The 19,900-nt window shown below is 33.3% G+C and carries 17 protein-coding genes and 4 pseudogenes; 19 read left to right on the top strand and 2 right to left on the bottom strand.

Going from position 1 to position 19,900, the window contains the following annotated elements:
* Positions 1 to 10 precede the first annotated feature (10 nt).
* The 16 genes and pseudogenes from KZE55_RS05985 (at position 11) to KZE55_RS05910 (ending at position 14,375) form a co-directional block, all read left to right on the top strand.
* Entirely contained in the window at positions 11 to 754 is a 744-nt protein-coding gene (locus KZE55_RS05985) for a CpsD/CapB family tyrosine-protein kinase (protein WP_222257805.1), read from the top strand.
* 18 nt (positions 755 to 772) lie between these two features.
* On the top strand, positions 773 to 1,549 hold the full coding sequence (locus tag KZE55_RS05980) for a tyrosine-protein phosphatase (protein WP_222257804.1): 777 nt from the start codon (positions 773 to 775) through the stop codon (positions 1,547 to 1,549).
* Positions 1,550 to 1,561: 12 nt separating this feature from the next.
* Positions 1,562 to 2,500, top strand: a complete 939-nt coding sequence (locus KZE55_RS05975) for an NAD-dependent epimerase/dehydratase family protein (protein WP_222257803.1) — start codon at positions 1,562 to 1,564, stop codon at positions 2,498 to 2,500.
* 13 nt (positions 2,501 to 2,513) lie between these two features.
* Complete coding sequence (locus tag KZE55_RS05970) at positions 2,514 to 3,179, top strand: sugar transferase (RefSeq protein WP_222257802.1); 666 nt, start codon at positions 2,514 to 2,516, stop codon at positions 3,177 to 3,179.
* 1 nt (position 3,180) lies between these two features.
* Complete coding sequence (locus KZE55_RS05965) at positions 3,181 to 3,945, top strand: glycosyltransferase family 2 protein (protein WP_222257801.1); 765 nt, start codon at positions 3,181 to 3,183, stop codon at positions 3,943 to 3,945.
* Positions 3,946 to 4,130: 185 nt separating this feature from the next.
* Positions 4,131 to 4,466: a hypothetical protein gene (locus tag KZE55_RS10285; protein ID WP_261313191.1), complete on the top strand. Its 336-nt coding sequence runs from the start codon at positions 4,131 to 4,133 to the stop codon at positions 4,464 to 4,466.
* Positions 4,467 to 4,557: 91 nt separating this feature from the next.
* On the top strand, positions 4,558 to 5,619 hold the full coding sequence (locus KZE55_RS05955) for an EpsG family protein (protein ID WP_222257800.1): 1,062 nt from the start codon (positions 4,558 to 4,560) through the stop codon (positions 5,617 to 5,619).
* Between the two features lie 13 nt (positions 5,620 to 5,632).
* Positions 5,633 to 6,757: a glycosyltransferase gene (locus KZE55_RS05950; protein WP_222257799.1), complete on the top strand. Its 1,125-nt coding sequence runs from the start codon at positions 5,633 to 5,635 to the stop codon at positions 6,755 to 6,757.
* A gap of 29 nt (positions 6,758 to 6,786) precedes the next feature.
* Positions 6,787 to 7,878: a glycosyltransferase gene (locus KZE55_RS05945; RefSeq protein WP_169470713.1), complete on the top strand. Its 1,092-nt coding sequence runs from the start codon at positions 6,787 to 6,789 to the stop codon at positions 7,876 to 7,878.
* Positions 7,879 to 7,956: 78 nt separating this feature from the next.
* Positions 7,957 to 8,976, top strand: coding sequence for a DUF6625 family protein (locus KZE55_RS05940; RefSeq protein ID WP_169470712.1), 1,020 nt, complete (start codon positions 7,957 to 7,959; stop codon positions 8,974 to 8,976).
* Between the two features lie 124 nt (positions 8,977 to 9,100).
* On the top strand, positions 9,101 to 10,066 hold the full coding sequence (locus KZE55_RS05935; RefSeq protein WP_222257719.1) for an IS30 family transposase: 966 nt from the start codon (positions 9,101 to 9,103) through the stop codon (positions 10,064 to 10,066).
* An 84-nt stretch (positions 10,067 to 10,150) separates the two neighbouring features.
* Positions 10,151 to 11,092 (top strand): annotated as a pseudogene (locus KZE55_RS10535) (IS30 family transposase).
* Positions 11,093 to 11,118: 26 nt separating this feature from the next.
* A complete protein-coding gene (locus KZE55_RS05925; RefSeq protein WP_169470711.1) occupies positions 11,119 to 12,078 on the top strand; it encodes a glycosyltransferase family 2 protein in 960 nt (319 codons plus the stop codon).
* A gap of 95 nt (positions 12,079 to 12,173) precedes the next feature.
* A complete protein-coding gene (locus tag KZE55_RS05920; RefSeq protein WP_222257798.1) occupies positions 12,174 to 12,665 on the top strand; it encodes a beta-1,6-N-acetylglucosaminyltransferase in 492 nt (163 codons plus the stop codon).
* Positions 12,662 to 12,934: a hypothetical protein gene (locus tag KZE55_RS05915; RefSeq protein WP_396442471.1), complete on the top strand. Its 273-nt coding sequence runs from the start codon at positions 12,662 to 12,664 to the stop codon at positions 12,932 to 12,934. The genes KZE55_RS05920 and KZE55_RS05915 overlap by 4 nt, the downstream gene beginning before the upstream one ends.
* A 13-nt stretch (positions 12,935 to 12,947) precedes the next feature.
* Positions 12,948 to 14,375, top strand: coding sequence for a lipopolysaccharide biosynthesis protein (locus KZE55_RS05910; protein ID WP_222257796.1), 1,428 nt, complete (start codon positions 12,948 to 12,950; stop codon positions 14,373 to 14,375).
* A 126-nt stretch (positions 14,376 to 14,501) separates the two neighbouring features.
* On the opposite strand, the pseudogene KZE55_RS05905 reads toward KZE55_RS05910, so the two are convergent.
* Positions 14,502 to 14,612 (bottom strand): annotated as a pseudogene (locus KZE55_RS05905) (ATP-binding protein); the annotation flags it as partial.
* An 83-nt stretch (positions 14,613 to 14,695) separates the two neighbouring features.
* Between KZE55_RS05905 and tnpB the strand changes: the two are divergent.
* Together tnpB and tnpC are read left to right on the top strand one after the other, a co-directional pair.
* Positions 14,696 to 15,051, top strand: a pseudogene (gene tnpB, locus KZE55_RS10475) (IS66 family insertion sequence element accessory protein TnpB).
* A gap of 71 nt (positions 15,052 to 15,122) precedes the next feature.
* Positions 15,123 to 16,663 (top strand): annotated as a pseudogene (gene tnpC / locus KZE55_RS05895) (IS66 family transposase).
* Positions 16,664 to 17,179: 516 nt separating this feature from the next.
* Here tnpC and KZE55_RS05890 read toward each other — a convergent pair.
* Positions 17,180 to 18,538 carry an IS4 family transposase gene (locus KZE55_RS05890; protein WP_222257795.1) on the bottom strand — a complete coding sequence of 453 codons (1,359 nt, stop codon included), beginning with the start codon at positions 18,536 to 18,538 and terminating at the stop codon, positions 17,180 to 17,182.
* Between the two features lie 271 nt (positions 18,539 to 18,809).
* Here KZE55_RS05890 and KZE55_RS05885 point away from each other — a divergent pair, with 271 nt between their 5' ends.
* The gene (locus tag KZE55_RS05885; protein WP_222257794.1) at positions 18,810 to 19,886 is read left to right on the top strand and encodes a hypothetical protein; all 1,077 of its coding nucleotides are present in this window, start codon (positions 18,810 to 18,812) and stop codon (positions 19,884 to 19,886) included.
* The last annotated feature ends 14 nt before the right edge of the window (positions 19,887 to 19,900 follow it).

Raw genomic sequence — 19,900 nt, 5'->3', positions numbered from 1 at the left:
AGGTCAGAAAATGTCTTTATTTCACCGCAAAAATAAGAATTCAACCGACACAATGGATAACGGGGTTAAGCTAATTACTGCTGTCCACCCGAAGAGTGTTATTTCCGAACAGTTCCGGACAATTCGGACTAACATTAGTTTCATGTCGATTGATAAAACAATCAAGACCTTAGCATTTACCTCGGCCAATGTTTCTGAAGGGAAGTCGACGGTCACTGATAATATCGCCGTGGTTTTTGCCCAAAGTGGGAAGCATGTTCTGCTAGTGGACACTGACTTGCGGCAGCCGACGTTGAGCCGGACCTTCGGGATTGATGGTCGGGAAGGCTTGACTTCAATCCTAAACAGCCAGGAACACTCGATTGACTTAGCGGGGATTATTAAGCCAAGTGAGATTGAAGGCCTCGACCTCTTGCCAAGTGGGCCAATCCCACCGAACCCGGCGGAATTGTTAGGCTCTCACCGGATGCAGACCTTCTTGAAAGCCGTCCGGGGAAATTATGACCTGGTAATTCTGGATGTGCCACCAATGCTGGAAGTTGCGGATACCCAAGTGATTTCCCATAGCCTGGATGCCGTTGTGATGGTCATTCGGCAGGGAAGTACTCAAAAGATGGCCGCGCGGCGGTCGGTTGAACTTCTGAAGATGGCCCATGCTAACCTGCTGGGCTACGTCATGAATGATGTGGTTAGCGATGGTAGTGCCGGATACGGTTATGGCTACGGATACGGCTATGGTTATGGCTATAGGTGATGATGGGGATGACAAATAATGGTCATGGTTGATCTCCATTGTCACCTTTTACCAGGAATTGATGATGGTTCTAAGAGCATGGCAATCTCACTTCGTTTAGCGCGGGAGGCAACGGAGAATGGGGTGACCCATGCTCTTTTGACGCCTCACCACATGAATGGTCGATATGTTAACCATAAGCAAGACGTAATTCGGGAGACGGCAGAATTTCAAAAGCAGCTGCAGGAGCACGATATTCCGTTAACCGTTTTTCCTGGGCAGGAAGTAAGAATTAATGGTAACTTATTAGAGGCATTGGATAATGATGACATACTATTTGCGGATGAAGGTGGTCGCTACCTAATGCTGGAATTTCCAGACGATGATGTACCACATTATACGAATCGAATGATTTTTAACCTGCAACAGCGTGGAATTATACCGGTAATTGTGCATCCCGAGCGAAACACGATGATTATGTCAAAACCGGAGCTGCTATATGGACTGTTAGAAAAGGGCTGTCTATCTCAGATTACAGCAAGTTCATATGTGGGAACATTTGGTAAGAAAGTGGAGCACTTCAGTCGGCAGTTAATTGGAGCCGGACAAGGTTACCTTTTTGCATCAGATGCTCATAACCTACCAGGTCGGAAGTATGAAATGCGACAAGCCTTTGATAAGCTACGACATGAATTTGGGGAAAGCTTGGCCGGCCAGTATCAGCAGAATGCTAAGTCCATTATTAATGGTGAGAATGTACCATTAAATAATTTACAAGTGCTAAAAAAGAAAAGAAAACGTTTTTGGTTGTTTTAGGAGGAAAATGAAATGTCTAAAGCATTAATTACTGGTGGAGCCGGTTTTATAGGATCATTTTTGGCTCACAAATTAGTTGCTAATGAAGACGAGGTTGTTATTGTAGACGATCTCTCTACGGGTCGACTTGAAAATATTGCAGACATTCAAGATAAAGTTACTTTTTATAAGCATACAGTTTGTGACGAAGACTTTATGCATGACTTACTTTTAAAAGAAAAGTTTGATTATATTTATTATTTGGCTGCGGTATCTAGTGTTGCCGATTCAGTAGTTCGGCCTTGGTACACTCATTTAGTTAATCAAGAATCAGTTGTTAATACTCTTGAGTTTATTCGAACTAATGAATTGCCTATTAAGAAGTTCCTATTTACCTCTTCAGCTGCGGTATATGGTAATGCTGCAGACTTTCCTAAAACGGAAGACTCACATATCGATCCATTAACTCCTTATGCAATTGATAAGTATGCTTCTGAGCGGTATACCATTGATTATGGTCACCTTTACAATATTCCGACGGTTGCAGTTCGGTTCTTTAATGTGTACGGTCCACGCCAGAATCCTAATTCCGAATATTCTGGTGTACTGTCAATTGTGACAAAGTGCCTTAAGGAAAACAAACCATTTACTCTTTATGGCAATGGATCGCAGACGCGAGACTTTGTTTATGTTGAAGACGTAGTTGATGCATTAATTAAGATCTCAACTGAGACGAATGAGCCAACAGTATATAATATTGCCAATGGTGATGAAACACCATTGATTGATGTAATTCATACTTATGAAGATATTGCGGGTATAAAGTTAAACATTATCCAAAAAGAGGCTCGTCAAGGAGACATTAATAAATCACGAGCTGATGTTTCTAAACTAAAGGGAATAGGTTTCAAGCCTCAATGGTCATTACATGATGGTTTAACTAATTATTGGAAGTATTACTCAGAAAACTAATGGGAGAATTATTTTGGGAGCTTCAGTAGAAAACACTACTACTACAAATTCAACTGAAAAATATTCATTCTTGGATCAGATTGGTGAACCTGTTCCTAAGTCGAAATTAATTGGTAAAAGAATTTGTGATATTATTTTTGGAACGGTTTTTGGGGTCGTCAGTTTACCCGTTATTTTAGTTTTTGGAATTTTAGTAAAAATGACATCAAAGGGACCAGCTTTTTTTAAGCAACAACGAGTTGGTTATATGGGACAACCAATTACAATTGTTAAATTACGTTCAATGAGAAATGATGCTGAAAAAAAAACAGGCGCTGTTTGGGCTAAAAAAGATGATCCACGCGTTACTAAAGTTGGTCATTTTATGAGAAAAACACGAATTGATGAGTTACCGCAATTTTGGAGTATTATCAAAGGTGATATGAGTTTAGTTGGTCCACGACCAGAGCGTTTTGTTCTTACTGAACAATTTTCTGAGAAATGGCCTGATTTTCCAAAACGTTTAAAAATTATTCCAGGATTGACAGGTTATGCTCAGATACATGGAGGTTACAACCTTAATCCCAATGAAAAGTGTAAATTAGATAATTATTATATTGAACATTATTCATTGGGATTTGATTTTAAGATTGCTCTTGAGACCTTTAGAATTATTTTTACTGGGGATGGGGCGCGATAAAATGCAAAATGAAAGGTTCTTTTCAGTAATTCTAAATACTTATAATAATCAAAGTTCTGTTGTAAATACCTTAAACTCAGTTTTAAAGCAATCATACAAAAATTTCGAACTTATCATTGTCGATGATCATTCCGCAGATAAAACATTAAAGCTGATCAAAGATAATACTATAAAATTAACGATACCTGTTAAGATTATTTCATTAACACGAAACCATGGAGTAGCTTATGCTAGAAATATTGGTGTAGAAAATGCTTCTGGAAAATTCATTGCTTTTATAGATGGTGATGATATTTGGAATAAGGATAAACTGGAAATTCAACATAATTTCATAATTAAAAAGAAAGCTAGGTGGGTATTTAGTAATTATTCTGTTATTAATAATAAATATAAGCAGATAGGGAAACGTTTAAGAGAAACTGGAATTTATAATTACAAAAAAATAATTTCAAATGGTAACCCAGTAGGAATGCTAACTGTTGTTATAGAAGCTAATATATTAAGAAAAAATCCGTTTAGAAAAGTTAAACATGAAGATTATGATTTGTGGATTCGGCTTTCCAAAAAAGGCATACTGGGTTATTTGATTTCTGATAATCTAGCTAAATACATGAAACATAGCAAGTCAATTTCATCAAATAAGCTTGCGTCTATGAAGTGGACATATGGTGTTTTTAGAATTAATAATCTTTCGATGAGTTATTCATTATTTTTAACTATAAAGTATATTGTTAATTATTTTAGACGAAAAAAATATATGAGGTGATAGCATGATTCCAAAAATCATTCATTATGCATGGTTTGGGACAAAAATGCCTTTAAAGATTCAAAATAGAATTGAAGTAATGGAATGAAAAGCTGCCCGGCTGGGAATTTATTTGCTGGAATGAAAATAATTATAATATTCATAAATTATCTTCTAAAAACTTATAGAGGAGAAGTTAATAAAAAATGTTTAATAATTCAGATAATTACACGAGTAATCCAATCATTACAGATATTTTTATTAAAAGATGGCCGTTATTTAAGTTAAATGGAAAAATGCAAGTACTTGAACCAGGTATAATTATCTTTCCTAAGGATTATTTTTGCTATATTAGTAAAAATAAAAATGCTAACTATGCTCAACATTTATTTGATAATAGTTGGGGTACTAAGAATAAAGGCCTTTATGGATTATTAAAAAGAGCTTTTGCTACATTATTTCCTTATAAGTTTGCGCAAATTTCTGCAAAAAGAGGCATGGAAAAATCAAAAAAGCAGGTAGACACATTTAAACTTCATTAGTAATCACCGAGGCAATAACGGTAAATATTATCTTTATTATTGATAATTAAACTTGTTTTACCATAAAATTTAAGAATGTGCGAGGAATATAATGTTTATATATCTTCTATTGTTTGGCTTAGAAATAGTTACTATACCTATATATGTGTATGAGAAAAAATTATATTTAATTATTAATGGTACTTGTTTGTGGCTTTTGATGGCTTATAGAAATTACAGTGTTGGGGTCGATACTTCTACCTACAAGTCCTTCTTCTATCAGTCCGGTATGTATAATGTAAACTCTACACTTAGAAATTGGTTTTTCCCTTTTCATGCAAGATTTGAAAATGGCTTTATTTTTTTAAATCATATTGTCTACAATATTAGTCCTAATTTTCAGCTGATGATTATGGTAACTTCAGCAATTATGATAGTTTGTTTTACTTTTTTTGTCATTCAATTAAATATAAATTATGTTATTGGATTAATTGCCTATGAATCAATTTTTATGGCTAATTGTATGAATTTGATGCGTCAAGGATTGGCAATTTGTTTATGTATGGTTGCTTTTGCTTATGTAATAAAGGGAAAACCATTTAGGTTCTTACTATTTACGTATATTGCAACTACAATGCATGTAACAGCATGGATATTTTTACCTATCTATTTTATTAGAAAAATTAAGTTGAACAAGAAAGGAATTATAGCATTTCTATTTGTTGCAGGAGTAATATTCTTATCATTTGAAACATTATATACAAAACTATCATCTATCATTGATGAAGCTCAAAGTTTTTCTGGTGATGTTGCAAATAATAATTATAACGGTTTGACAAATATAATTATATCATCAGCTATAGTAATATTCATTTTATATATATCAAAACAATTTAAGAATAATGATCTATTATTTATAGATTCACAGCTAATGTTATTATGTGCATTGATTATATATATTCTTGCAATTAAGTTTTCACAAATATCAAGAATGTCATTATTTTTTATGCCTGGTTTATTTCCAATTTTATCCTATGTGGTCGGTTATGATTTTAAAAAGAACAGAATATTGGTCACCATTATGATTATTATTGGCTTAATATTATATTTTGTTGTAATTCAAAAGTATCGTCCTGAATGGGCAGGAATTGTTCCCTATAGTTTTTCTTTTTAAGGGTGAAATATTGTTGAAAGTTTTACAAATTGTACCATCCGTAAGTAAAGGTGATGGCATCGCTAATGTATTAGTCCATTACTTTGAAAACTTAAATAAGGATAATATAGTATTTGATTTTTTGATTTTAAATGAAGCTTCCTTACATGATAAAAATAATTCATTTAAAGATGAAATAACTAAACTAGGAGGAAATATCTATTATTTGGGAAATCCAACTAGAATAAACGAATTCTCTAGAAAATGGAGATGTTTTTGTAGTAAGCATTATAAAGAATATGCATTTTTAGAAAACAATTTGATTTTTTTAGGCTTTTATTTTAAAAATGCAATTTCAAGATTAGGGGTAAAAAAAGTTATAACGCATGTTCATAATCCTGTATATGGAGATACAATGCTAACCAACCTTAGAAATGGTCTTTTTTATCATTTAACAGGTTCTCCTTTAGGAAATGTATTATTTTCAAGTAGTAGAGAATCTGGCATAAGTTTGTTTTCAGAAAATAGATTCAATAAACCATGGTATGTTATTAATAATGCATTTAAAATTGAAAATTACAAATTTAATAATGTATGGAGAACACGAATAAGAAAAAAAATGGGTTGGGAAGGGAAATATGTTATTGGACATGTTGGAAGGTTTTCTCCTCAAAAGAATCAGGAATTCCTAATAAAAGTTTTTGCTAAAACATGTGAGAAGAGGAAGGATGCTTTACTTGTCCTGGTAGGGGTTGGGCAAGATTTAACTAAAATAAAGCGAATAGTCTATAAACTAAATTTACAAAAAAAAGTTGTATTTCTGGGAACAAGAAATGATGTTAATAAATTATTACAAGGAATAGATTTATTTGCTTTTCCTTCTAAATTTGAAGGTCTCGGTTTAGCAGCAGTTGAAGCACAAATTTCAGGTGTTCCTTGTATTATTTCAAATAAATTACCATACGAAGCAAATATTGGACATTGTAAAGTATTAGAAGTAAATCATGGAATCGACGCATGGAGTAAAGAATTTATCAATTTAAAAGACAGCCCCAGAAGATTAGATGGTGTTGAATTAGCTCGCAAAAAGGGCTTTGATATAAATTGTGAAGCTAGAAGACTAAAAGAAATTTATATACATGAAATTTTGAAAAATTAAAGCAATGGTTGAGAATAGGGAAATTATATATGGTTAAAGTATTACAGGTTTTTAATAAATTAAACCAAGGCGGCATTGAACATGTTGTTATTAATCTAATGCAAAATATAGATAGAGATAAAATTGAATTCCATTTTGCTATGACGTCAGGTGAAAAGGGCCTTCTGGATGAGAAAGTGAAAAAGTTAGGTGGCTATATCCATTATTTTAATTCCGGAAGTAGGAATCCATTAAACGTTAAGAAAAATCTAGAAAGAATAATACGCGATAATGGTCCTTTTGATGTGGTACATTCTCATATTTATTTTGCGTCAGGTTATATTTTATATATTGCAAAGAAAATGGGTGTTCCTATAAGAATTGCTCATGCACATGATACGTATAAGGGTGAAAAGAAAACTCTTATTAGAAAAGTATATGAGTATAAAATGCGTAAAATGATTAATAAATATGCAAATTATAAATTTGGTGTTTCAAAGGAAGCAATTTTTCATCTTTTTGGTAATAAGGATCAGAATACTTATATCGTTAATAATGGTATAAATTTTAATGAATATGTAGTCAATGAAAATATACGAAAATATTACAGGAGTAGGTTTCATGTGAAGGATAATGAAACACTCCTTTGCAATATTGGTCGGTTTGAAGACCAAAAGGATCATAATTACTTAATAGATGTTTTCAATCGTCTATTAAAGATTAATAAAAATTATAAACTACTTTTGATCGGAAATGGATCGCTAAAAAAAGCAATAATAAGTAAAGTGGAAAAACTAGGACTTTCATCAAAAGTCGTTTTTTTAGAAAATCGAAATGATGTCAATAAAATTTTAATGGCAACGGATATGTTTATTATGCCGTCAAAATATGAAGGATTACCTTTGTCATTAATAGAAGCTCAGGCTTCAGGGATACCTTGCGTAATATCAAATAATATAACGGATGAGGTGAAAATTAGCCCAAATGTATATTCACTGGAGAAAGATAATTATAATAGATGGATTAATTTTATAATTCAGCATAAAAATGATCCACGATTAAATAATATTGAATATTTAGATAATGCTGGATTTAACGAAATAAAAATTGCAAAATTTGTTGAAAATATTTATTTATCATGATATGGTAGACGACTTTGTATCTTACTTTCATAAAAATTAAAAATTAAAAATAGAAAATAAATGTAAGGAAATATTTCGATGAGAAAAATAGCTATTATTATTCCGTATTTTGGTAAGTTACCACATAATATGAACACTTTTTTGATTACCTGTAAATTTAACGAAAAAATTGACTGGTATATTTTTACTGATCATTCTACAAGTAACTTTCTTAAAGTTGAAAATGTACATTTTATAAGATCTACTTTTAAAGAAGTAAAGCAAAGAATAAAAAGTGTAGTTGGTAATAGAAAAATTGTCTTGAATAAACCATATAAGTTATGTGATTATAGACCTTTGTATGGACTTGCGTTTCAAGATATACTTCATAATTATGATTATTGGGGGTATTCAGATCTCGATGTTGTATATGGTGATTTATGGAAGTTTATAAAAAAAGGAATTAAAGAAAAGGTCGATAAAATTGGGAAATATGGACATTTTATGCTTTTCCGAAATGATAGTGAAATAAATCAAAGATATAAATTACCAATAATGGTTGCTAATAAGAAAGTTTGCCTTTTTAATATTGCTTCTACAACCTCAGCTGCTTATCATTTTGATGAGGCTGACGGAATTAATAAAATTTATAACTATTATGGTTACTCGGTTTATAATAACCGAGATTTGCTTAATGAGCCTTATCCAGAAAATATGGATTTGATATCAATGGATGACCGATTTTTTAAGCTACCTGATGCTTACGTTTGGAAGAAAAATATTTGTCTTTTTGTTTATAAGAGGAATGGTAGAATTAATTATAAGGAATTTGGATATTTTCATTTCCAGAAACGACGTTTTAAATATTTCTTAAATGATAATGGTATAGATATGTTTTATATTGATACATATGGGTATCATAGATTAGATTCTTTCAGTGATCATATAGCTGAAAGCCTAATTAAGGAGAATACTCATTCATTTGCTGAGCGATTTAAATATTTACTATATAGTCTTTTTAAAACGCCATATTATTCTTCTAAAAGTTTTTGTGGTATAAGAATACCTATTATGCATGTCCTTATAAGAATCTATTCAGAGAAAAATTTCTTTGTTTAGTGAGTATTTACAATCTAAGTGCAATAGATTTAAAAACCCGGTTTGTAAAATTAAGTTAGAAAAACAAAAAAACCATTTGTGATAGACTTTTGAGTATCCCTAATCAAAAGAAAGGCAATCACAAATGACCTACAAACATCTTACCACACGTGAATTAACTCTCATAGCTGAATTTTATCGTCAAGACACTCGAGCTTATCGAGTTGCTAAATCACTAAAGCGTAGTGCTGAAACAATTTATCGAGTTTATCGTTACTTGGATACGGGCAAGACAATTACGCAGTATTTAAAGCAGTACCAACGGAATAAGCGCCGTTGTGGTCGTAAACCAATGACGTTACCTGATGATGAAGTAAGTTACATTACCAAGCAAGTTAGTCAAGGTTGGACGCCAGATACCATTATTGGTCGGTCAGAGAAGAAAATCAGTTGTAGTATGCGGACGCTTTATCGCATGTTTGCTCGTGGTCAATATGGCTTTGATGTTAAGCAGTTACCAATGAAAGGTAACCGTCACCCAAATGGCTACGTTGAACGGCGTGGGAAAGCTGGCCATCTTGGTCGCAGTATTTACCAACGTTACCGCGATTTTCCACATTACCAACATGAATTTGGTCATTTAGAAGCTGATACGGTTCAAGGGAAAGCTCACCATGGTGCTGTGATGACCCTAGTAGAACGGATTTCAAAAGTTGAGATTGTTTTGAATGTCCATCACAAAACGGCCGAGAGTGTGAACTATTATTTGGACCAATGGCTATCAAAACAGCCTCGTCATCTTTTTAAGTCCATCACCTTTGACAACGGTAAGGAATTCGCGGGCTGGCGTGAGATTGCCAATAAGCACGATATTCAGACATATTTTGCGGAAGTCGGTGCGCCTAATCAGCGAGGGCTAAACGAAAACACCAACGGTATTCTTCGGCGTGATGGTCTGAGTAAAAAGAAAGACTTCCGTAATCTCCCGGATGAATTAGTTACTCAGCTAATGTCATACCGGAACAATATTCCACGGAAGTCACTGCACTACCGCACACCCATTGAGGTATTCATGGAGAATATCACAGATGCACAGTTAGTTTCTTTCTAACTTAATTTGACATTTCAGGAAAATAAAACCATAGCGGGTAGAATATGTTTAACGACCAAATCAAACTATTCGAGGTAACCAGTTATGAGCTATATCCATCTTACTATAAAAGAATGTGAAATGCTTATGTGTTTATTTAAAGGCTAAAGAATTAACTATTCGCGCAATTGCCTTACATATGAAGCGCAGTCCAAGTACTATTTCTCGTGAATTAAAACGTTGTTCGGGTGAGTACTCTGCTAATACTGCTGAAAATGACTATCACGTAAAACGTCGCAACTGTCATAAACCACTGTTGCTAGATAGTCATCCACAACTACGCCGTAAAATTGTCATTATATTTTAGATTTACATTGGTCTCCCGAACAAATCGCTGCGCGCTTTGCGAAAGAACATCATTGGTGTGTCAGCTATAACATTATCTATCTTCATATTTATAAGCATAATTTAGGTGAAAAGTATAGATCTCATGGTGACACGAGGATTCAGCGTCACTTAAGGCGCAAACATCACACCCGTCATCCTAAAAATACGAAGAAACATCGTGAAGCACAGACAGGTTATATTTCGATTCATGAACATCCTGAATTCATCAATGAGCGTCATCACATTGATGATTGGGAAATAGATACTATGGGAAAAACCGGACATGCGGTTCTCTTGACAGTCGTTGATCGGCTGAGCAATTAGTATTGATCAAAAAAATCAATCATAAAGAAACAGCTGATATTAATCAGGGGTTAATTGATCTTTTAGGGGCTATCCCTAAAGAATTTGTTCATTCATTAACTCCAGATCATGGGCGTGAATTTCTTAGCTTAAACGATATTCAAGAACGTTTAGGAGTGAACATTTACTGGCCAGATCCATATTCACCAGAGAAAAGAGGAACTAATGAAAATACCAATGGGCCTAATTAGAGAATACTTTCCCAAAAGAACTGATATTGATGACTATACAGATAAGGACGTCAGTTTCTGCCAACATCAGCTAAACCGCCGTCCTCGAAAGTTGTACTTGGTTTAACAATTCGTCAGAAAAATGGTGAGAATTTGAAAAAAGTTAATATTATTATTCCTGTTTACAACAAAGGAAAATACTTAGATAGATGTTTGAAAAGTATATTAAAACAAAAGGGCAATTTTCTACTTAATGTCATTATTGTTGATGATGGATCAATGGATAATTCTGTAGAAATTGCATCGAAATATACTGAACTATATGATAATTACGAGTTGATTATAAATGATCATAAAGGAGTTAGTGAAGCTAGAAATACTGGTTTAAAGAATGCTAGTGGTGATTTTGTTTTATTTGTAGATGCTGATGATTCAATAAATAAAGATTACGTTTCTACCTTAGTTAATGCTTATGAAGAAAATGATGTTGATTTAGTTGTTTCTGGGTTAGTAAAAAAGACAAATAATAATATTGTATGTGGAAAAATACAATTGAATTACCAAAATCTATCTTTAAAGAAAAATGGGTATATTAAATTCTTTAATGATAAATCCTTATTTGAAATTGTATATACAAGATTATTTAACCTGAATATAATTAAGCAACATAATATTACATTTAAGGATCAGCAGTTTGGAGAAGATACTTTATTTATGATGGAATACCTTAAATATGTTGATAATGTTCTACTTCTTTCATATATTGGATACAATAACTATATTATAGGTCAAACATTGTCTAGGAGACGTTTAAATAATGTATGGGAAGAAACAGTTATAATGGCAGATAAATCAAATGATTATTTTCATGACAATTATGGGAGAGTATGGCATTATTTATATTTAAGGTCGATAAAGTTAACATTATTAAATAATATGAGATCATATGCCTCGTTTAAGAAAATATGTGAAAAAATTACTACGGATTGGCGATTTAGTAATATAAAAATATCAAAATTTTTCAAAACCAAAGATAAAATTTTTACTTACTGTTTAAAGCATAGATTATTTTATTTGATATATTCGAAATATAAAATAATGACTAAGGAATAAGTTGTTTTTAGCTATGAGAACCCTATCTAATTTGGATAGGTGAGTCAATTACTGTGACAAGATATATTACCGAAATTTAATTGGGAGGTGAAGCCATGCGTCACGCCATAATGGCTATGGGATCTGGAAATGATGCTAGAGTCCTTCAAAAAGTAATCAATCATTTAGATGATTCGGATATTGATTTTTTTATTCACTGGGATTTAAAATACAAAATTCCTAAACTTGTGTCTCAAAAGTCACATGTTTTTTTTACACCGCGGATAAAGGTTTATTGGGGAACTAGTACCCAGATATCTGCTGAAAAGATTTTGCTAGAAAGTGTCTGGCATTATAAACAAAGGTATGATTATATTCATTTGATTTCTTCTAATGACATTCCTTTAATGACTACACAATATTTCAAAGAATTTTTTAATAAGGATCTTTATTTAGGATATTCACCTAGGAATGAGGAGAATACTCAGAGGCTTTCTTTTTATTACCCTATTGATCATTTTAATATTCGAGACCATTTAAATCTTATTCGGTTTATTAAATTAGCAAATACATTATTACATGTTAACCGTTTGAAGAAAAAAATATAATTGTTGAAAAAGGGCCTAATTGGTTTAGTATTCGGAGTACATTTTTACCTATTATTTTGAGTTATAAAAAAATGAAGATTTTTAAGCATTCATTTTTAGGCGATGAAACATTTTTACAAACAATTCTAAGTAATTATCGTCCTAAGCAGTTAAAAGATGATAATGAAATGGCAGCTAGGTACATTGATTGGCAAAGAGGTAAACCATATACGTTTACGGAAAAAGATGTATTGGAATTGGCCAAAATAAAAAACTTCTTAAAAAGTTAATTAAGGAGAAAATATGGAGCATAAACAGAATAATGACTTCTTTAAAAATACTATTAGGGTTATTATAAGTAATTCTGCTCTTTTATTGAGTAGTATATTAGTGGGCCTTATCCTTCCCAAAATATTAGGAGTAGAACAATATGGATATTATAAATTATTTATGTTGTATAGTGTCTATGGTGCACTACTTCATTTTGGGTTTGTTGATGGTATATTATTACATTTTGGTGGAGAAAATTATTGTGAAATTGATAAAAGAAAGCTTAGATGTATAACACGTTTCTTTATATCTTTGGAGCTAGTTGTAAGTTCAATCTTAGTTATTTGCAGTTTGTTCATCCCTAATGATATATATAGATTTATATTTATTGCTGTGGGAGTCTATTCTTTTATTTTAAATACCTTTACTTATTTTCAATTTTTTACTCAAGCTATAATGGATTTTGGCTTCTTATCCAGAGTAAATATGCTTCAAGCAATCTCCACTTCAGTCATAATTATAGTGTTATTATTCTTAATTAAGATTAAAGCAATAAATTATGTAAATTATAGGCAGTATACTTATTGCTTTATAATTACGTATTTGATTATTTTATTTACTTATATGTTTAGATATCATGATTTAGTATTTGGTGAAGCTTTATCCTTAGGAAAAATGAAAAAGACGATTCTAATGCTATTTAAAATTGGCTTTCCGGTTACTATTTCTTACCAAATAAGTAATCTAATTTTAAATTTGGATAATCAATATATTTCTATATTTTTTAATAATAAAATATTCGGCGAGTATTCTTTTGCTTATAGTTTAATATCACTAACGACAACAGTTGTAACAGCTGTATCAACTGTAATATTTCCCTATCTAAATAAGCAGGAGATATCAAATGCTATAAAAAATTATGGATTAAACATTAGCTATATTCTTGGATTAATGTATTTTTTAATTGCTATATATTTCCCTGTACAAGTTTTTGTAAGAATTGTTTTACCTGAATATATAGGTTCACTTGCTTTTTTTAGAATATTGTTACCTGGGGTAGGAATAACTAGTTGTATTTCTTTAGTTATTTTTAATTACTTTAAGATAACCAATAATTCTATGAAATATTTGGCTTTAGGGATTGGTGTTTTAATATTAGCTATAGTTCTTAATTATCTTGCTTATTTTATTTTTAAGGATCCATATGCTATTGCAATATCATCTCTTGTAGTCCTATTTATATGGTATTTATTAAGTAATAGTTATTTGTATAAAAGATATACTATAGAGAGAAATAAAAACACGTTTTATATGTTATTAATGACTTTGGTATTTGAATTTGTTACTTTAATCAAGAATCCAATTATATCTTTGATACTGTACTTGATTGTATATTTTGGAATAACAGAGTTGCTTGAACATAAAGTAGTTGAATATATAAAAGAAAAGATTAAGATATAAAATCTGTTTTTAAGATGCAATAAGAACAGTTAGCAAGTTAAAAAATCTTATTAAAAGCTTTTATCTGTCAAGGGCGGTTCAAAAATGTTATAAAAAGGCGAAATAAAATTGTATGATTTGGGCGGTTTAGGAATTGGCAGTTGCTAGTCGATATGACTTGCCTTTGATCTTAATCACATGTGAGTGGTAGACTAGACGATCTAAAATTGTCTCTGTCGCTGCTTGATTATGTAGTACCGTAAGTAGTCAATAACGATACGTCTAGGCGCGGTCGACCAATCCCAGCCTTGCGGCCGAGGTTGTGAAGGCTGTGGTGCATTATGCTCATTAACTGGCACGATCCAGACCACGTTTATCTGGTTTGCGGGAAAACTGATTTACGTAAAGGAATTGATGGGCTGGCGATGGTTATCGCGGAAAATTATGGACTAGAGTTATACGATAATTCTCTGTTCCTCTTTTGCGGGTCACGTAATGATCGGTTCAAAGGGTTACTTTGGGACGGTAAGGTTTTATTCTACTCTATAAGCGTTTTGAGAATGGTCATTTGAGCTGGCCAAGACATAGTAGTGAAGCTAAAGAGTTATCAGCTAGGCAATTGGATTGGTTATTGAAAGGTTTAAACCCGTTGCCAGTTCGTCGGATCAAAGCTGCCCAACCAGGTACCTTTTATTGAATTACCTCTGTTTAAAATCGTTGTTCTTTGATATAATTACCGAAGAATAATTTAAAGGGAGGTGACGTACTATGAGTAAGAGTTTAGTAGAAGAGAATCGAGAGCTTAAGCAGCAGATCAAAGCTTTGAAGGATCAGGTTAATAAGTTGACAGCGATTATTAAGCTTCAGCAAAACCAAATGTTTGGGAAAAAAACTGAAGTAATTGAGTCCGTAGTTGATGGTCAGCAATCACTGTTTAGTGATGATGAACTAGCTCAGCTGCAAGATTCTAATGTTTCAATCACGGAAGTGATTGAAAAGCAGACAAAACAAGTGGTGCGTCACCGGAAAGCCAAGTCTTCTGGTCAGCGGACCGCTTTTTTGGATGGTTTACCTCAAGTGGATAAGACGATTCATTTAACTAATATGAATTGTCCAAAGTGCCATGAACAGATGAAAAAGATTGGTAATCATTTGTATAGCCGCGAAGTCCGGCTGAAGCCAGCCGAGTTATATTGTGTGAATTTATACCAAGAAAGCTATAAGTGTAATGACTGTGACGAAGATGGTAAAGATATCATCATTAGTAGCGAGATGCCACAGTCGTTATTACCACACAGCTATGTTTCTAGCAGTATCTTGGCTAAAGTAGCTGAATATAAATTTGCCTTAGCTTTACCCTTTCATCGACAAGTAAAGCTCTGGCAAGCCGTTGGTTTGCCAGTTAGTGGTCGTCAACTCGCAACTAATATCATTACAGTTAGTCAAACATACTTGAGGCCACTGTATGACCGGCTAACCCAATTAATGCAAGGTGAAAACGTAATTCAAATGGATGAAACGCCATTTAAGGTCATTGATGAAGCTAAAAACACCAGCTATTTTTGGGCAACCAAGACGACGAGCGAATTTAGTCGTCATCATATGGTGATTTTTCACTATCGTAATACACGCTCAGGAAAAGTAATTGGCGATATTATCGGACAGGACTATCCGGGCTTTATCATGTGTGATGGCTATGGCGGTTACAGTAATCGTTTATATCCCAATGCCCGATTTGGCTCATGCTTGGTTCATATTCGTCGGGAGTTTATTCGAATCACTAAATTACTGAGTAAGGAGCAATTAAAGTATTCGAAAGCTCTCCATGCGGTAAAACTACTCGGGGCCGTTTTCCATAAGGAAAACGGATTAGTATATCAAACTGAAGAGGAAAAGCGGCAGCAAAGAATTACTCATGTGAAACCGTTGCTTGATAGGTTTTACCAGTACTTGGGAAGTATCACTTCACCACAGGGCCGGCTATGTGCAGCCATCAAGAATGCCTTAAAGCTTCGGACAAGAGTATATCGGATTTTTGAAAATGGACAAATCCCCCTAAGCAATAACTCGCTAGAAGGAGAGATCCGTTTTACAACCTTGGTTCGTAAGAACTGCTTGTTTGCGAAAAGCATTCGTGGAGCTGAAGCCAATGCGATTTATTACACGTTAGTGGCAACAGCGAAAATTAATAAACTAAATGTATATAAGTATTTCAAATACCTGTTTGATCGACTACCCAACCAGAAAAGTAGCAACATTGAGGTTTTTTACCATGGGCAGAAGAAGTGCAACGAGTATGTCGTAACTAAAGAAAGGGCGTGAACCGCAAGAAGCCGCGGCTCACGCCCTTTCACTTGTTTTCAATACGTATCGTTATTGACTGCTTACAAACTAGTAGGGGAAATAGATATAGACAAAAGAGTCAGGAAACTTATTTGGACGCTAATTGGAGTGGCCTTGCTACTGTTTAGTAATTGTTTTATCAGCAATGAGATACTCCAATCATCAACATTATTGGTTGCTTGATTCTCTAAGGAAATTAATGTGAACCTCCAATCCCGCCAGAGGTAAAGCGCTTGTATGAGTAAATTTAGGTGTAGCCACTTTTTTGATGATGGAAATACTAATTAATCTAATTTTGTTAGCAGTGGTAATAAAGTAACGAATATAATAATATTCCTTACTAAGATTTGATAAAAACTAATTGAATGGCCATACGTACAATAGGAATATGGTGAGGTTTTTTACGTAATACTGAAACTTGAAAGTATGAAGACAGACTGATCCCTTGGTATCACAGGGCATATTTTAATTAATTTAACCATTTAGCTTGCTGTTAACAGCGAAACTAACCGTTTCGGCAAAAATGTGAAGAACTGATTCATCATCTGAATAATTTGGGCTCTTCTTGCATAAACTTCATGATTAATAATCGTTTTTAACGAATTTAGAAGCCATACCAGTGCTTGAGACAACTCAATATCTGGCATGGCTTCGTTCATTATAAAGAATAAATCCCCAATGGTGCGATCATCCTGATTTTGCCGTTCCTGCCAAGCTAATAGGTCATAAGTCATCATGACAATTGCTAAATGGCCACAAAGCCCGTCATAATTTTGAACTTGTGATTTGTCGAGCCGCAAGTATTGCTTGGCAACTTTAAAGTAATTCTCAATTTGCCATCTTCGGGCGTATAGTTGAATGATCGCTTGTGGCTGAAGGCCTAACTGAGTCGTTGCCAGTACTAGGTAGTCATCTTGACGGGCCCGATTAGCCACAAATACCAAGCGAAGCTTGAATTTTTGGTTCCCGACGTGCGCTTCGACAAAGCAGCTGTATTGATAAGCTTGCTTGGGTTGATATTTTGAGGCCTGCAGTCGCTTGTATAATGTTTTAACTGAATATTGCCGTCCGCGATATTGATAGTAAATTTTGCTGGACCGTTTAAGCATGCCCACGCCGTTTAATCCCAACTTGGTTAATTCATAGAACATTTTTGGTGAGCTATACCAGCTATCAAATAACACATAGTCAGCCAGAACGCCATTTGCGAGGGCTTGCTTGACAAGTTGCAATGAAACGAGGTTCATTTTTTGCTGTGCTTGGCGACGTCTCCGGCCAGCAATTGTTCGTTGATCGGTTGTTTTAGCTGATTTTCCAAGGACGTTTTGTGGCTTCTTGGAAGACATTAATGCAAAGTTGATCGGTAAGAATGTATTGGCGTCACTCCAACCCAAAGTTAAAGCCCGGTATCCCTTAATATATAACTGTTTGTCATGGTCAAAGACTCGCGCTAGTAATTCGGTTTGGGTGGCGTACTCACGGGAAAAGAGTGTATCGTCAATGATCAATGCTAACCGCCGCCGGCGGTCAATAAACGGTCGTAAATGCTTGATTAAATGACTCCCAACTTGACAAATCAAGCGTTGCCAATTGATCCGGCCATCGTTCAAATTATTTCTGACGGTGCGACTGGTAAAGTTAGGTGTTTCATGGGCTCGATAAAGCGAGCGTCCCAGGAACTTTGTCGTGAGCAGCCATTCAATGACCTTCATCAAGCTGATTTCTGAATTCCGGCGATAATTCACCAACTTGGTGAGTTTAGATAGACCAATGAGGGAAGTAAATTGATGAACAATATTGTGAAGCTCGTTTTCTGTATTTTTTTGTCTTATAATATTCATGACGTAAGTCTCCTTTGTATCTTGGTTTTGGTCGACTAAAGTATACAACGCAGGAGAGCTTGCGTTTATTTTTTTGCCAAAAAAGCCAATAACCACACGCCTTTGGCGTGATTATTAGCTTTCAAGTTTCAGGTAATACAATAAGTTTGTATATTTTCTTAGGTAGTTGATCCTTAAAAGCATTTTTAAGGGTTTACATTTAAAACGTGTTTCAAGTAGGTTATGATAATTATGTTAGTTAAATATGTCACTTATGAGAGGAGTATATTTGGTGAAAATCGATGATAGACTGAATTTTTTACTTAATATTATGCCAGATAGAAACTTTATAAATATTATCAGAAATTCTGGTGGGCAATTAGGGTCACCCTCAAAAAAAATAAATGCTCAATATAGAGCATTTTTGATAAATAAAAAAATTCAAAATAACGTAGCACCCAAAGTGCTTAAGGCAATAATTAGTGAAGTAAGTACTATTGGTAATAATAATTCCGAAAACAATGACACTATTTCTCTACTATGCAGAGCTTACCTAAAAAAAGATAGTGAGACATTCAATTTGTACAAAAGTAAATATATTAAATCAAATAGCAAGGAAATATCAAATGATACAGGGCAAAAATCAGTTAAAAAAAATGATAACAAGCACTTAGAAAAGGTTATTGAAAAGCAGAAAGATAAAATAGTTAGCTTAAATAATAAATATCAGTCTGAAGCAGTAGTTGTAAAAAAGATGCAGGTAAAAGTTGATCAGCTAGAAGGTATAAATTCAGAGAATAGTCAGCTTATCACTAGCCAAAATGAGCAAATCAAAAAAATGGCTGATAATATATCTGACTTAAAATCTAAGTTGACTTTGAAAAATAGCTCAAGGAATGTTAATGGCATATATATAAAAGAAATCACATCACTAAAGTCAAAATTAAAAGTAACTCTAAGAAATGAGAAAACTTTAAAAGAGGAAAATACTAATTTACGAGAAGAAACTGTGAAACTTCAAGAGCAAATAGACCGGTTGGCGGCTAGAAATTACATACTAATTGGTATGCCGATTGGATTTAAATATGGTTCAATAAAAATTCCAAGAACAGCCAGGCTACAAATTGCGGTTAATAGTACATATATGAGCGTAAAAGATAGTCAAATAATAAGCTATGTATCAATTGATAATTTGATTTCAAAGTTAGATGATCCATTAACTGCATACGAAAAAATTATTATTTTTAATGGTGAAGTGACTAGAAAAGATATTATAGAGCTAATTAATAAAGCTGGAGAAAATCACTTAGCTTATATAGACAACATAAATGAATTAGAACAAATGTTAAATGGAAATGAGGAAAAATAATGAGTCAACTATTT

The organism is Limosilactobacillus panis (assembly GCF_019797825.1).
Taxonomy (GTDB): domain Bacteria; phylum Bacillota; class Bacilli; order Lactobacillales; family Lactobacillaceae; genus Limosilactobacillus; species Limosilactobacillus panis_A.
The sequence above is the reverse complement of the archived record's forward strand: the minus strand, read 5'-3'. Positions and strand labels throughout refer to the sequence as shown.